The sequence below is a fragment of the Sutterella massiliensis genome, assembly GCF_016899755.1.
Lineage (GTDB): Bacteria > Pseudomonadota > Gammaproteobacteria > Burkholderiales > Burkholderiaceae_F > Sutterella > Sutterella massiliensis.
Genome location: NZ_JACJJC010000012.1, coordinates 42309 through 56736, shown reverse-complemented (window position 1 = coordinate 56736; position 14428 = coordinate 42309). Strand labels below are relative to the sequence as shown.

The window sequence follows — 14428 nt, the reverse complement described above, 5'->3', positions numbered from 1 at the left end:
TCTCTGTATAAAACGGAGAGATACAAAAATAGTTAATGACCAAAGCGAGCGGCGCACTTCCTTATTTCGGGAAGCGCGCTGCTCGCTCGCAGCGATTGCGTCAGCAGTTGAATTTTGCGCGCAAGCCCCCGCTTAGTCCTTGCCCGTGATGCGGCGGCGCAGACCGTCGATCGCTTTGACGAGGAGCCCCACGAGGACGGCCGAGAGGAGCGTGCCTTCGCGGATTTGGATGATTTCGCCGAGCACGCACCAGCTCACTACGGCGGCGGTCGCGACGAGCGATACGTCATTGCAGATCTTCATGTAGCCGAAGGGCTTTTTGAGCGTAACGGCAACCGCTAGCACGATGCCTTCACCGGGCTGCACGAGTGTCTTCGAGCGGATCTGCATGACGATGCCGAACGCGAGCAGAAGGTTGCCGACAAGCGAGAGTGCGAGCGCGGTGACGTAGCCGAAACCGGTCACGCCTGAGAGGAGATGCATCGAGAGGTCGATAAAAATCGAAAAAACAAAAACGGACGGAATCTGAAGCAGGTTCCAAGGGTTGAATTTTCGCCGCAAAAGCGCGATTTGTCCGAGAACAAAAAACAGATTGACGATGAAGGTTGTCGTTCCGAAGGAAAGCCCCGTAATCGCCGCGACAACGAGCGGCAGCGAGCTGATCGGCGTTGAGCCGAGGTTGAGAACGGCGATGAGTGAGATGCCGAAGGCTGCGACAAACATGCCAGCGAGGAGAAGCAGGATCCTGAGCGCCATGTCGATGCGCTTGGTTTTTTCCGCGTAGGCACGAATTTCTGGCGTTTCGACGTCGGCAACGTCAAGCTGCCGGAGGCGGCGCTCGGACGCCTTCGGTTGTTTGGCTGCTGCGAAATTTGAGGTTTGATCTTGGGATTGTTGTTTTTGTTCGACTTTTTGATCCATATTTTTTTTCTTTCCCTTTCTTCTTTTGTGCTCGCTTTTTGTTGCTTGGGCGCTTTTGCTGCAGGAATCTCCCCGCTTCATCGGTCTGGAAACTGCTCGAAGAGCTTCTCTCAGAACGAAAAGCCTGCCGGCGATGCAGTTGGGCGATGTAAGAATCGTCCTGATGCGAATCGAATCGGCAGGCGTCGGCCCAAGGTGGAAGAAGCCTCTCGGGCGGCGTCCTCGGTTTCGTCTTTGGTTTCGGTTTCTCGCTTCGTCACCCGGGCTCGGGGGCTGAAAATTCGAGCGTACCGAGCGAGTGTGGAAGCAGTGCCGGTGCGTCTGCGGGCTTCTTGCTCGCTTCCGAGCGGAGCCAGGCGAACTTCACCCTGAGCGGGGAAGTGCTTGTGTGCGTTGCGGCATCGAATTCGAGCCGCAGATGCATCTGCATGCCCGGGTACGTAATCGACTTGAATTTGAGGTTTTTTACGGCAGACACGCCCGAGGCGAGGCGGGTTCGCACGAAAGGATCGTCGCCGGCGAATTCTTCGAGTGCTTCTTTGGCCAAGAGAAGCTGCGCGACACCGGGCAGAATCGGAAGTTCAGGAAAATGACCGCGGAACCAAATGAGGTTGGGTGAGAGCGCGAGCTCGACTTCAATCGAGCGGACGGACTCGGTGCGCTCGTCCCTTACGAGAAGCCATTCCGGGCGACGCGGGTCAAAGAGCGAGGCAAGCGCCGCACGCGTGGTCTTTCCCTGGGCATTTACAGGCATCCGCTCGACAAAACGCCAGCGCTTCGGGATCACAACGGGCGAGAAGCGCTCGAGGAGCGTGCGGCGTACGTCGACGAGCGCCGCGTTCTTTCCGAGCGAAAGGAAGCGACGCTTCATTTCGGCCGTGGGTACAACAACGGCCGCAAGCTCGTCGCGCAGTGCGGGGTCTTCGGTGATGGCGGAGTGGGTGAAAAGACGCTCGCCGCGCGACACGGCGAAGACTTTTGCAACTTTGAAGCATCCCGTCGCAAGGAGCACCGCCTCGACTTCTGCCAAGGCCACGCGTTTCCCTTCGATCTTTGCAATGCGGTCCGCGCGGCCGAGCAGCGTGAAGAGAGGGGCGGCCGCATTTCGCTCAAGACGCACGGCATCGTCGCCAATCGTCCAGCCGCGCTCGGCCAAGTGGCGCGCTTTGAGTGCGATGCGTCCGACACCTTCTTTCGCAACAGCAGGGGTTCTGGGTTCGATCGACTCGGCCGTTTCAGTTCGATCGGACACAGCAACGCCTATGTCAACGCCGGGCATCGGTCGCCAAGCGGGCGTGACGATCGCTGCACCAAGAGAACGAGCAAGGTTCTCTTCTGCGTCAACCTCGAATTCGGGGTCGGCAAATTTTCGCATTCTCCGTGCAATGCCGCCCGTTTCGGTCGAGCCGAGAACTTCTAGCGGCCAGTGACCGAAGGCAAGACGTGCCGAACGGGCCGCGTCGTCGGAAAGGGGGCCGGCCGAGGACGTGACGCCGACGATACTCGCACGGGATCGAGCAAAAAGCTCGGGCTCCGTAAAACGTCCGAGGTGTGCAGGCGAACTCACGAGGAGAATTCTGCGGCCGCCCTCGGCAAGGGCTTCCATGCGCGCGGCGAGCGCCTCCGGGAAGTGTGTCCGCGGAGAGTCGGCCATAAGCTGAGGTTCGACGAGTGCAAGAAGTGCACGGAAGAGAATTCCGTAAATGTGCTGCGCTGTCACGGTCGAAACCGCGACCGTGGGCATATCAAAAGTCATGCCCGTTTCGTGAAGCGCACGCGCAACGCCTTCGGTTTCAAAGAAAAGCTGCCCCAGACGCTTGGGCACGCGTTTGGCCTCTCCCGTCGAGCCGCTCGTGAAAAGCGAGCAGAGAACCGCTTCGTCGGAAAGCGGTCCGAAAAGGGGCAGAGGAGCAGAAGCTGCTGTGTCAATCGCTAGCGGTGCTTCCACGGCTAAGAGTCCGCTGCCGCTTTTGCTGTCTTTGGCAAAGGCCGCCATGTCAAGCGCTGCCATATCGACGCCGGGTTCAACAATGGCTGCGCGGCGCATGCGTGCAAGCGTGCCGGGCAACGCGTCGCCGGCGAGCACCGTCTCGACGCCTGCTGACCAAGCCCCAAAAAGCGCGGGCAGGAGCGCGGCGGTGTCTTCGGTGTGGATCGCCACGCGGCGCTTTCGGCAGCAGCCCGTGTCGCGCGAGCGGCCGGCTGCGCGCCGGAACGCTTCAGCCCAGGCGCCCGCTTCCATAAGAAACGCGCGGTCCGTCATGACGGTTCCGTCGGCGCGAAGGGCTACGGGAAGCCCTCTGGGCGAAATGGTGAGAAACTGCGATAGACGAGACGGACCTTGCGGCGCGATATCGCGTTCGGCGCCGTCGTTGTCGATTCGACAGTCTCTGGACTCGCAGTGGCTCACCGGGCAACTCCTTCATATCGGTTTCGGTTGCCAAAGCCGCGAAAGCCGAGCGTCTTTGGCAAATTACCGTCCCGATTATACGAGTCGTCACTCAGAAGAAAGCGTACGGCTAAACAGTTCTGTCGAGCAGGTGTACGATGTTGGTCGCTTGCACATTGAAGTGCGTCAAAAAGCGCAGGTTAGCATTTTCGGTACCGGGGTGGATTGCTTTTAAGAACATTAAGTACGGTGAAAGACCGCTGCCTGCCGGTAATTGTTTGCCTTCTTTCCTCAGACGTTCTTGAAGCGTTGACAACGATTCCTCGGTTAACGTGCGATCGGAATAATAAAGCGGCCCGTTCCCATGTTGAGGCCCTTCTCGTCGTTTTGGAACTTCATTTCATTAATAAGAAGTCCCGTGCCTGTCACATGAAAACCGAGTTCCCGCACAGGTTCGAAAGCCGGGTGGCGTCCGGCAACAACGTCCGCCATATTGAAGGCGCCCTCAAGTTCGTTGAAGTGAAAAACGAGAGCTTTGCCGAATTGAAGCGTTTCAACCGCGTCGTTGACGGGCAGACCGTAGCGTTCGAGAAGCGAGGCAGGTACAGCGAATCCCCAGTGAAGTGACTCCGGATTGTCGCGCAGAAGCGAGGGCTCGATCGTCAGCGCAGATTTGACGACCGGCAGCCACATGCCCCACGTCCGAACAAGCTGGTATATCCGTTCGTCTTTGCGGAAGGACTGACTGTTCGTGTGCGGCAAAAAACAGTAGGGCTCGACCTCTCGAATTTCCCAGTCGACGGGCTTTTCTTTTCGCTTCGCGTACCAGGCGGCAAGCCGCTCGTGTTCCTCAAGGAGTCCATCGAGGCGGCGTACCGTTTCCCGAATCGCCTGGGCCTTGTCATCGAGAAGCGCGAACGCATCTTCGGCGCCGCCCTTGAGAACGCCTTGCATCTCTTTGACGGTGACGCCGTAGTTGCGAAGTCGCATGTATTCAATGATGCGAGCCGACTGATCGAACGGATAGTAGCGGTAGCCGCTTTCTCGCTGCACGACATTGATGAGGCCCGCTTCTTCATAGTGCTTCAGAAAGTCGGACGTGACGCCGCAGAATTTCGCAAAGTCGCCGATTCGGTAATGCTTGAAGCCGGGATTGTCGGAGTTGTCGTTCGTGTTCATGTGGCGTCCTCGCGAGCGAGCCGCGCTACCGCAGCAAGTTTTTGATGGAGGCAGAAAGCTGAAGTGCGTCATTTTACAGATGATAGGTAAAAACCCGCAATCCTCGTTAATGCGACGAAGATTGTCCGCAATTGGACGTTCATCTACAACAAATGTCTTAGCTGACTCGAGGCTTACCCGCAGGATACCCATCGTCCTTTTTCAAGTGATTCGAAGTAAATCCCTGGGTTAACCCTGAAGTGTACGAAAGGATTCGGGTTGGAAAAATACCCCTGGCGAGATATTTGACTTGCGTCACAAACCTGCCCATAGACTTTTTCCCTCGTAGGCGAACCACTTTTGCGGTCCTAGAGCCGCAGTCTTTTTCATCAGAGGAAATCATGTCCAAGCAGCTCTCTCGTCGTGCCTTTTTGCGCACCACGCTTGCGAGCGGCGCGTCGCTCGCGGCAGCAGCCGTGCACGCCGCTCCCGCGGGTATTTACAAGCCCGGTACCTATTCGGCCAAGGCAGCCGGCATCGGCGACGTCGTTGTGACGATGACGTTCGACGCCGAGAAAATTACGGATGTCGTGCTAGATGTTTCGCACGAAACGCCTTCGATCGGTCAGGCCGCCGCCGAATCGCTCAAGAAGTCGCTCATGGCAGCTCAGTCGGCAGAAATCGATGCTGTTTCTGGCGCTTCCATTACGTCGCGTGCCGTTCATCAGGCTGCTGCGAAGTGCATTGCACAAGCCAAGGGCGAAATTCCGGTCGAAGTGCTCGAAAAGGCTGAGGCGTCGGAAGCCAATGACGGCGACTGGCTTGGGCAGCCGCCCGAAATTGCCGAAAAGGACATTGTTTCGACTGTCAACACCGACATTCTCGTCGTCGGTTGCGGCACGGGCGGCATGTTTGCCGTTGCTTCCGCCGCCGAAGCAGGCGCCAAGGTGATCGGTATCGACCGCTTCCCCGTGGGCACCGGGATCCGAGAAGACATCGGCGCGATGAATTCGCGCTACCAGAAGTCTTCGGGCACGAAGATCGACAAGTTCGAATTCATTGCGATGGCCACGCAGTATGCGGGCGGCCACATTCAGCAGGACCTCGTCAAGCTCTGGTGCGACGAATCGGGCGCCGTGCTCGATTGGTTTGCCGACCGCTGTGCCGAACGCGGCATTGAAATGTGGCTCGAATCGGGCGACCGGGGCGACGAAACCCGCTACAAGCACTTTCCGATCGGCCATTCGCCGCGCATGAAGCTCAATAAGGATGGTAAGGAAGAGGTGAGCCTCAACACGGTTCTTCTCGACTACGCCGTGAAGAAGGGCGCGCGTTTTGACTTCAGCACGAAGATGGTGAAGCTCGAAAAGACGAACGGGCGCGTGACGGGCGTTATTGCCGAAAACGCCGAAGGCAAGTTCGTTCGATACAACGCGAAGAAGGGCGTTGTTGTCGCGACGGGCGGTTACGCGCAGAACTTCAAGATGCTCGAAGCGCTTCAGCCGTGGAATCTGCGCGTTACGGGCCGAACGGGCGCCATGCCTGGCGCGCGAGGCGACGGCATCCGCGCCTGCCTCTGGGTGGGGGCCAAAATGGACGAAACGCATTCGCTCCTGAAGTTCGACCGCTGCGCGCTTCGTCCGGATCAGACGCCCGGCACGAAGACGATTCAGTCGGGCGACAGCGGCTTCTTCTGGATGGGTTCGCAGCCTTGGCTCAAGGTCAATGCTGACGGCCGCCGCTTCATGAACGAATCGGGCACGTACGAAAACATTCTGCACGCCGACGAATACCAGAAGGGCCACTGCCACTACACGCTCTTTGACAGCAACTGGGTGAAGTACGCGGAGCAGTTCAAGATGCACGGCTGCTCGCGCATGTTCCCGTTCGAAAACGGCGCCGATCCCAACATCTCGTGGAAGATCGTCCGCGACAAGATGCTGCCGGGCCTGATTGAAAAGGGCTTTGTCGTCAAGGCCGACACGATCGAAGAACTCGCTCAGAAGCTCGGTCTGCCGCCCAAAGCGCTCAAGGCCACGGTCGAGCGCTACAACGCGCTCGCCAAAAAGGGCGAAGACACGGATTACGGGAAGGAGCCGCATCGCTTGACGCCCGTTGACGCGGCGCCTTTCTACGGAGCGAAGAACACCGGCTGGATGCTCTGCACGCTGGACGGCATCCAGATCAACACGGACATGAACGCGATCGACACGGAAGGCAATCCGATTCCAGGCCTTTATGTGATCGGTAACGACTCGGGCGGGTACTTCGCCAACGAGTACCCGAATCTCGCGACCGGCATGGCCTGCGGCCGCACGGTGACCTTCGGCCGCCTTGTGGGCTTGAAGCTCGCCAAGGCCTGATAGCGCGAGCTTGAGAAAGCACCTTTCTCTCCTCATGCCGGCCGTCCCTCCTATTTGAAGCGGGGGCGGCCGGCTCTTCGGATCCTTTTCCCGTGCCGGCCGACGAGCTCACCCGCAAGAAAAACCGGGCCGCGGCCGACCGAAGTCAAAAGAAAGCCAACCCTCAAATTCAAAAAAAGGAACAATTCCAATGAAGCACACTCTCCTCGCGCTTTCCTTCGGCAGCGCCGTCGCACTCGCCTCATCGGGCGCCGCAGCTTCTGACGTTGAGATCTACGGCGTGCTCGACTACGGCCTCACGTGGGAAAAGAGCGAAATGGTGAACGGCGCCGACTCGTCCTCGATCCAGATGCTCTCCGGTCAGTACATCGGCTCTCGCGTGGGCATCAAGACCACCGAAGACCTCGGCAACGGCGTAAAGGTGGGCGTGGTGCTCGAAAACGGCTTCGGGACCGACACGGGTGCTTTGAGCCAGGGCGGGCGGCTTTTCGGGCGAGACGCTCGCCTCTTTGTTGACAGCCGCTTCGGCTACCTGTCCTTCGGCCGCATGGGCTCGCTCGTGGGTGGCAACGGTCCGTACGCGCGCTTCGGCCACGTCGTGAGTCCGTTCTCCTGCGGCTGGGGGGACTTGGGCGGACACCTTCAGGTCGTCTCTCTCGGCTACGAATTCATCGACAACGTCGTTGCGTACACGTCGCCGAAGTTCGGCAACCTTGACGCGACGGTGCAGTACTCGTTTGGCTCGGACACGACCACTTACGGCGACGGCACAGAAGGAAAATCGAGTGTCGAGCGCATGATGAGCGGTGCGGTTCGCTACCAGGACAGCGCGCTCATGGTGGCCGCTGGCATCGAAACGATCAACCATGCGCAGCCTGCTGCCGACCTGGCCGGCATGGACGACGCGATCTCCTACAATCTCGGCGCGAACTACAACGTCGGCTGGGCGAAGTTCTTCTTCTATACGCAGATCTTCGAAAACTATGCGGCCGCCGCGAAAACGACGACCTTCACCGATCCGACGGGCGTCGACGGCTGGGGAGTCAACATCGGCTTTGAGCTGCCCGCCTTGGGCGGCACCGTGAAGGCGGGCTTCGGCTACGGCGATTTCGAAGCAAGCGACACGAAGGGAGTCTCGATGGACACGTGCCAGACGACGCTCGGGTATCTCTACAGTCTCAGCAAGCAGACGACGCTCTACACCGCCCTCAACTGGATTCATTCCGACTACTCAAAGGCCTATGCCGATGAGCACCCGAGCGCTGAAGAGAACATCTACGCGGCGACCTTCGGCATTGTGAAGAAGTTCTGAGGAATCGATCGAAGAAGCGGTTGGGACAGAAGCGCCGACTTCGTTTGAAGGCTCGGCGCTCAAGCAAACAATTGGGAAAGTTGCGCCCGGTTAGGCAGTCGAGCTCCGCTGCCGCCAGGCGTTTTTTTATTTTCAGTCCGTGAGCCTTCGAACAGATCGCCCGCCGTCGATTGCTTTGCAGCACGGAAAGAAGGATGCATCGTGCGCGTTGATCGGCGTCATGACACGTACGTAGCGGCTCGACTATTCTCGAGCGCATGCCGAACCGACTTATCGACCGCTATCGCCGGGCGCTGCAGCCGCAGCGGTGCCATCGAGCAGCTTCCCGCCCGAAGTGCGGGCGGGCGGCGTTTTTCGCGCTCTCGGTCTTATCGTTCGCGCTTCTCGGGAGCGCGGTGCGGGCCGCGTCGCCCGAAGCAACCTGTGCGCTAGAACCACAGGCGGCGCATTACGAGCGTGCGCCAGAGGTAATCGAAAAGGCGCCGCTTCTCGCAGAAGACGGCTGCGAGGACTTAGCTTCGGTATCGCCGGCGACTGCAGGTGCACCGGACGCGGCAGCGCCTCGCAGAGAGGGCGATCATGAAGCGGTTTCGGGCGCAACGCAGGCGGAGCGTTACGCTCCCGCGCCATCCGGAGTCGACGACAATCACGACGCACACGGCGCCGGCTGGACGGGCTGCGGCCTGCGCGTTGGGATCGGCTCCTTTGCCGAACCCAATCCCAACTTCGGGATCATCAAGCCCACGATCGCGGCGATCCGCTCCGCGTTTCCTGAGAAGCGCGTCTGCACGCGCACCTATTCGACGAGCGAACTCGAGCGGGCGGCCGCGGCGGGCGAGGTTGACCTCTTTCTCTCGAGCGCAGGTCTCTACCGTCGACTTCTCGACAAAGGCGTGCGCGACATCGCGAGCGTCATGGGGCCGCACATCTCGGATCCGAATGAGGCCGAAGGATCTGTTTTCATCGTTTCTCGCGACCGCCCCGACATCCTCACGTTTGAGACCATGCGCGGGCTGCGGCTCGCGGCGAACATGCCACAGGGCTTCACGGGATTTCTCGCCGGCATGAAGGAAATTGCTGACCACGGCGAAGATCCGGAGGCGTTCTTCGGCGAAGTGGGCTTCTTCGGGCACGACCAGACGAAAGTGATCGACGAGGTGCTTGCCGGACGCGCCGACGTCGGGATCGTGCGTGCGTGCACGTTCGAAGACATCATCGACGTCAATCCGGCGTATTTCGATCGGCTGCGCGTCGTGGCCGAGCGCAAGCACCCGGGATTCGCATGCCGGCACTCGACTGATCTTTATCCGAGCTGGGTGCTTGTTGTCACGCGCTCCATAGCGCCCGCCGACGCCGCGCGGGCGGCTGCAGCGGTGCTCGCAGCGCCCGCAACGAAGGACGGCCTCTACTGGGCGATCGGTACGGACTTCAGCGCCGTCGACAACCTTTACCGCACGCTCAAGCTCGGGCCCTACGCGTTCCTGCGCGAGTGGAGCCTCGTGCGCGTCTGGGAAGAGTACAAAAGCGCGATCGTTGCCGCGGTCCTCATTTTCTTCGGGCTTGCCGCGCATGGCTGGCGAAGCGAGGTGCTCGTAAAGCGCCGCACGGCCGAGCTCGAAGCGGCCATGGCGCAGGAGCGCGCGCTCGAGCGCCGCGCGTCAGCGCTGCGCGAAAAGATGTACGCGCTGCAGAAAGCGGGCGTTGTCGGGCAGATTTCCAGCCTCATCGCTCACGAGCTCGGGCAGCCGCTTGGCGCCGTGCGGCTTTATGCGCACGGATTGTTGCGTTCGATTGAAAACGGGCGCGGTACGGGCGAGGGCCTGAGCGACGGGATCCGTCGCATCGACGCGCAGGCAGCGCACGCGCAGTCGATTCTTGAACATGTGCGCGAATACGCTAGGTCGAAGAAGGAGCGGCGCCGGCCGACGGACCTCGATGTGCTTCTTGACGACGCGGTCCGCAACTTCCGCATCACTTCGCGCGGCGGCATCGCTGAAATCGAGGTCCGGCACTCGGGCGAGAAGCTCGTCTCGCACGTCGATCCGCTTGAGATCGAGCTCGTTGCGGCGAACCTCCTCAAGAATGCCGCCGATGCGCTTCGCGGCAGAAAGGCGGCGAAGATTGCCGTCACGCTCGAGCGAGACGCCGCGGCCGACGAAGCGGTCCTCACCGTTGCCGACAACGGCGAGAGGCTCTCGGACGAAGCCTTTGCGAAGCTCTCGCGCCTCTTTGAAACGAGCAAGGCAGAGGGGCTCGGTCTCGGACTCTCGATCTGCCGAACAATTGTGGAGCTGCACGGCGGGCGCATGGACTTCCGGCGCGCAGAAGGCGACGGCCTCGCAGTCACGGTGCGGCTGCCGCTTTTGTGTGCCTTCGATTCAGCCGCTCGAGAGAGTGAAAAACAGCAAAACGCCGACCCCGCGGCGGCGAAAGGAGCGAACATATGACAGCTGCCGACCCGGCGCGCGACGCGGAGGTGCCGCTCATTCGAATCGTGGATGACGACCCGAATCTGCGCGACGCGCTTCTTTTCATGCTCTCGCAGGAAGGCTGGCAGGCCGTTGCCTTCCCCGACGGCGAAAGCTTCCTGCGCTCGGAAGCACCTTCGGCGCCGGGTGTGCTGATCCTCGACGTTCGCATGCCAGGGATGAGTGGCATTGAGCTCCACAGGGAGCTGCGCCGCCGCGGGTTCGAGCAGCCCGTCATCTTTCTGACCGCGCACGGCGACATTGATATGGCGGTTGAGGAACTTCGGCGCGGGGCGTTCCATTTCCTGCAGAAGCCCCTGGATCCCGAGAAGCTTCTCTCGGCTGTCGCGCAGGCCGTGGAGCTCGACAAGCGCAGGCGTCTCGGGATGCCGCCCGTCGAAGAGATTAGGGCTCGCATTGCGGCGCTGCGCCCCCGCGAACGCGAAGTGATGTCGCTTTTGGCCGAAGGGCGCTTGAATGCCGACATCGCCGATCGGCTGGGCTTGAGCATACGCACCGTTGAAGCGCACCGGGCCTCGGCCTACGTGAAGCTGCGCGTCAAGAACGCAGCGGAAGCCGCGGCCCTCTGGGCGGCCGCGCAGACAGACGAGGACGGCGGACTCGGCTGATTGATCGAACCAATGCGCTGCCTGCGGGCGGCGAATACGAACGGCATCCATGCTCTGAAAACGGCGCTCGGCGAAGCTATTTTGCCGAGCGCCGGGCGTTTTAAGTGCGATTCGATCGGAATTCAACCGCGATTCGGCAGTACGCTCGCCGCGCGGTGCCGGCCTTGACGGTGACGGATGAGGAGGGAGAGAAAAAAGCGACGTACACCTGAGAAATGGCAACGTACCTACGTAGCGGCGCGGGAGAAGATTCCTTTCAAGGAAGAAGGGCTCAGGAAACAAGCGGTGCAAGCCGCGATTTTCAAGATGCACTTCTGAAGGAGATCCAAAGCCGAGCTCAAAGAAGAGTCTCGCCCCGCAAGGAGAATCACTATGACGAATTTGATCCGTGCCGCACTCGTCGTTGTCGCCGCGCTATCTGTGGCGGGCCCTGCCGCTGCCGCAGACAAGTTTCTCGCCGATCGCCACATCGAACGCGGTGTCAAGTGCGAGAGCTGCCACACGGGCGCGAAGCCGGATGCCAACGTCGACATGAAGACATGTCTGCAGTGCCACGGCGGCAGTTATCAGGCGCTTGCCAAAAAGACTGAAAGCGACGACATCAACCCGCACGAAACGCATTTGGGCGAAGCGCAGTGCGTCACATGTCATCAGGGTCACAAGCCGCCGCGCCTCTCGTGCGACAGCTGCCACGAATTCGAAGACATCCGCGTGCCCTGAGGAGCCGTGCGAAAAATGCTCGGGACCACCTTGGAACGAATTGGATAAACCACTCAAAGGAGATAAAAAATGAATCTGCAGCGTCGAAACATTCTGCGCGGGTCGCTTGCCGCCGCGATGGCGCTTCCGATGGCGGGCGTCAAGGCCGTTGAACTCACGAAGGATACGAAGTGGGACAAGGAAGCCGACGTCGTCATTCTCGGCTATGGCGGTGCGGGCGCGTGCGCCGCGATCGAAGCGCATGATGCCGGTGCGAAGGTCCTCATCCTTGAAAAGCTTTCCGAAGGCGGCGGCAACACTGCGGTGTCCTCGGGCGGCTTTATGGTGCCGAAGAATCGCGACGAAGCCTACAAGTACCTTGACGCAACGTATGCGTTCTCCGACAGCGAAAAGGACGAAGCGCTCCTCACGACCTTCTGCGACGAAATCATGGGCGTGAAGGACTTCATCACGGGCTTGAAGCCCGAGACGAAGCTCATGATCTACGGCCACGCGGGCTTCAAGACGCTTCCGGGCGCCGACACGATCGACAAGTACCGCATCCGCGGCAAGAAGCGCGGCGGCGACATGCTCTTCGATACCTACAAGTACGCGGTCGAAGAAAAGCGCGGCATCGAAGTGATGTACGAAACGCCTGCACTCGAAATCGTGCGCCGCGGCGAAGAGGCGGTGGGCGTCATTGCGTCTGCCAAGGGAAAGAAGATCTGCGTGAAGGCCCGTCGTGCGGTGATTCTCGCTACGGGCGGCTACGAATTCGACCCGCAGAGCCTGCGCACGTTCGCGCTCGGGCGCGACATTCAGGGCCTTGGGTCTCCCGGCAACACGGGCGACGGCCTCCGTATGTCGCAGTCGATGGGCGCGCGCCTCTGGCACATGACCTCCTATTCGTGCCCTGTCGGCATGAAGGTGCCCGGCCTCAAGTCCGCGATTCAGCTCAACATTCTCGCTCCTTCTCACATCTGGGTCGACCAGGACGGGAAGCGCTTCGTGAACGAAAAGGGGCTCGACAACCATACGTGCCTTTATGCCGTGAACCAGATGGATCCGATCCGCCATCGTTATCCGCGCATCCCGTGCTGGCTCGTCTTCGACGAAAAGGCCCGCAAGGCCGGTCCTATCAGCGGCGGAGCTACGTCGGGCTACGCCCTCAATCGCGAAGGCTACAAGTGGTCTGCGGACAACTCGGTCGAGGTCGAAAAAGGCATCATTGTGAAGGCTGATACGATTCGCGAGCTTGCCGAGAAGATCAAGGTTACCGCCGACGCGCTTGAAGCAACGGTGAAGAAGTGGAATGCCGACATCAAGGCAGGCAAAGATACCGAGTTCGGCCGCATCCTGAAGCGCGATCCGAAAGGCAAAACTGCTTTTGCCGGCCGCGAAGCACCGATCGTTTCCGAGCCGCTCGACGAAAACGGTCCTTTCTACGCGACCGCGCTCTATCCGACGATGCTGAACACCCAGGGCGGCCCGAAGAAGAACGTGCGCGGTCAGGTGATGGATCCGACCGATCGTCCGATTCCGCGCCTTTACGCCGCGGGCGAACTCGGCTCGATGTGGGGCTCGATCTACCAGGGTGCGACGAATAACGCCGAGTGCATCGTCTTCGGCCGCATTGCGGGCCGCGAAGCCGCCAAGGAAAAGCCCTGGCAGTAAGCGCTTGCGTTCGATTGGTGCAGTTTGACTCGAGTCCTCTCGCGGGCTGCACCGTTCGCTGAGTCATTTGTGCCGCATTCGCTTCACGCTCTCGGCGTGCAGCGGGTGCGGCACTTTTTCGGGGCGGAGCGACAGTTATCGGTGAGTCTGCCGCATCTTTCGGCGGCGCAGCACGTATTCGACCGCAAACATGAGGCCGATCGCGATGTAGCTCAAGAGCCCGTTCCAGAGCGTCCAGTACTGTTTGTCTTCAAGAAAAACGGTCCAGAGCGCAATGCCGCCGTTCACAACGAAAAAGACGCACCAGGCTTGGGTAACGCCGCGGCACCAGCGAATGGCTTCGGGCGGAAGCGTCTTCTCTTTAAGGCGCGCAAACCGTTCGGCCATGGGTATTGCGCCCCGGCGCAGGCTCGAAGCGAAAATCGCGAGGAAAAAGCCGTTCATGAGAACGGGATAGAGGAGCACGGCCTTGTGCGAGCGCATAAGAAGCGCCGCCAAGGAAAGAACGAGCGCCAAAACGAATTGCGCGGCTGTCGTTTTGTTGGCGTCGAGGGCGAGCCGCACGAACGCAATTGCCAGGAGCGCGGCCGCGACGGGCACAAGTCCGAAGCGCATGAGACCGAAATAGGCCCAGAAGGGGAAGATGACAAGGAGCGCGGCCAAAAAGACTTTAAGGATCGTTCGTGTCATCGTCGGTCGTGAAAGTGGATTTTTGCAGGGAGGCGTTCGGATAAACGAAGGCGGGCGCTCGAAGTGCTTCATTGAGAGATCAAAGCGCTTCGAGCGACCGCCCGAGGGAAGCTTCGGTCAAATGC

10 protein-coding genes are annotated in these 14428 nt (G+C 60.3%); 6 read left to right on the top strand and 4 right to left on the bottom strand.

The genetic code is table 11. From position 1 onward, the window contains the following. Positions 1-132 precede the first annotated feature (132 nt). The 3 genes from H6A60_RS08280 to H6A60_RS08270 form a co-directional block, all read right to left on the bottom strand. Complete coding sequence (locus H6A60_RS08280; RefSeq protein WP_205103343.1) at positions 133-921, bottom strand: YczE/YyaS/YitT family protein; 789 nt, start codon at positions 919-921, stop codon at positions 133-135. A 256-nt stretch (positions 922-1177) separates the two neighbouring features. Beyond that, positions 1178-3184, bottom strand: a complete 2007-nt coding sequence (locus H6A60_RS08275) for an ApeI family dehydratase (protein WP_205103341.1) — start codon at positions 3182-3184, stop codon at positions 1178-1180. Positions 3185-3637: 453 nt separating this feature from the next. Continuing rightward, a complete protein-coding gene (locus H6A60_RS08270) occupies positions 3638-4489 on the bottom strand; it encodes a MerR family transcriptional regulator (protein WP_205103339.1) in 852 nt (283 codons plus the stop codon). A 380-nt stretch (positions 4490-4869) separates the two neighbouring features. Here H6A60_RS08270 and H6A60_RS08265 point away from each other — a divergent pair, with 380 nt between their 5' ends. From H6A60_RS08265 to H6A60_RS08240, 6 genes are all read left to right on the top strand, one after another. After that, positions 4870-6831, top strand: a complete 1962-nt coding sequence (locus tag H6A60_RS08265; RefSeq protein ID WP_205103337.1) for an FAD-binding protein — start codon at positions 4870-4872, stop codon at positions 6829-6831. Between the two features lie 190 nt (positions 6832-7021). Continuing rightward, a complete protein-coding gene (locus H6A60_RS08260; RefSeq protein WP_205103335.1) occupies positions 7022-8143 on the top strand; it encodes a porin in 1122 nt (373 codons plus the stop codon). Between the two features lie 257 nt (positions 8144-8400). Beyond that, positions 8401-10590, top strand: a complete 2190-nt coding sequence (locus tag H6A60_RS08255; protein WP_205103333.1) for a sensor histidine kinase — start codon at positions 8401-8403, stop codon at positions 10588-10590. Then, on the top strand, positions 10587-11240 hold the full coding sequence (locus tag H6A60_RS08250) for a response regulator transcription factor (RefSeq protein ID WP_205103331.1): 654 nt from the start codon (positions 10587-10589) through the stop codon (positions 11238-11240). The genes H6A60_RS08255 and H6A60_RS08250 overlap by 4 nt, the downstream gene beginning before the upstream one ends. 372 nt (positions 11241-11612) lie before the next feature. After that, positions 11613-11960, top strand: a complete 348-nt coding sequence (locus H6A60_RS08245) for a cytochrome c3 family protein (protein ID WP_205103328.1) — start codon at positions 11613-11615, stop codon at positions 11958-11960. A gap of 69 nt (positions 11961-12029) precedes the next feature. Then, entirely contained in the window at positions 12030-13613 is a 1584-nt protein-coding gene (locus tag H6A60_RS08240; protein ID WP_205103326.1) for an FAD-dependent oxidoreductase, read from the top strand. Between the two features lie 135 nt (positions 13614-13748). On the opposite strand, the gene H6A60_RS08235 is transcribed toward H6A60_RS08240, so the two are convergent. After that, positions 13749-14303, bottom strand: coding sequence for a COG4648 family protein (locus tag H6A60_RS08235; protein ID WP_205103317.1), 555 nt, complete (start codon positions 14301-14303; stop codon positions 13749-13751). Positions 14304-14428 lie beyond the last annotated feature (125 nt).

Bases quoted from the DNA above. Each gene is read 5' to 3' on its own strand.
- H6A60_RS08280 (WP_205103343.1), bottom strand. From the start codon at position 921: ATGGATCAAAAAGTCGAACAAAAACAACAATCCCAAGATCAAACCTCA.
- H6A60_RS08275 (WP_205103341.1), bottom strand. From the start codon at position 3,184: ATGACGGACCGCGCGTTTCTTATGGAAGCGGGCGCCTGGGCTGAAGCG.
- H6A60_RS08270 (WP_205103339.1), bottom strand. From the start codon at position 4,489: ATGAACACGAACGACAACTCCGACAATCCCGGCTTCAAGCATTACCGA.
- H6A60_RS08265 (WP_205103337.1), top strand. From the start codon at position 4,870: ATGTCCAAGCAGCTCTCTCGTCGTGCCTTTTTGCGCACCACGCTTGCG.
- H6A60_RS08260 (WP_205103335.1), top strand. From the start codon at position 7,022: ATGAAGCACACTCTCCTCGCGCTTTCCTTCGGCAGCGCCGTCGCACTC.
- H6A60_RS08255 (WP_205103333.1), top strand. From the start codon at position 8,401: ATGCCGAACCGACTTATCGACCGCTATCGCCGGGCGCTGCAGCCGCAG.
- H6A60_RS08250 (WP_205103331.1), top strand. From the start codon at position 10,587: ATGACAGCTGCCGACCCGGCGCGCGACGCGGAGGTGCCGCTCATTCGA.
- H6A60_RS08245 (WP_205103328.1), top strand. From the start codon at position 11,613: ATGACGAATTTGATCCGTGCCGCACTCGTCGTTGTCGCCGCGCTATCT.
- H6A60_RS08240 (WP_205103326.1), top strand. From the start codon at position 12,030: ATGAATCTGCAGCGTCGAAACATTCTGCGCGGGTCGCTTGCCGCCGCG.
- H6A60_RS08235 (WP_205103317.1), bottom strand. From the start codon at position 14,303: ATGACACGAACGATCCTTAAAGTCTTTTTGGCCGCGCTCCTTGTCATC.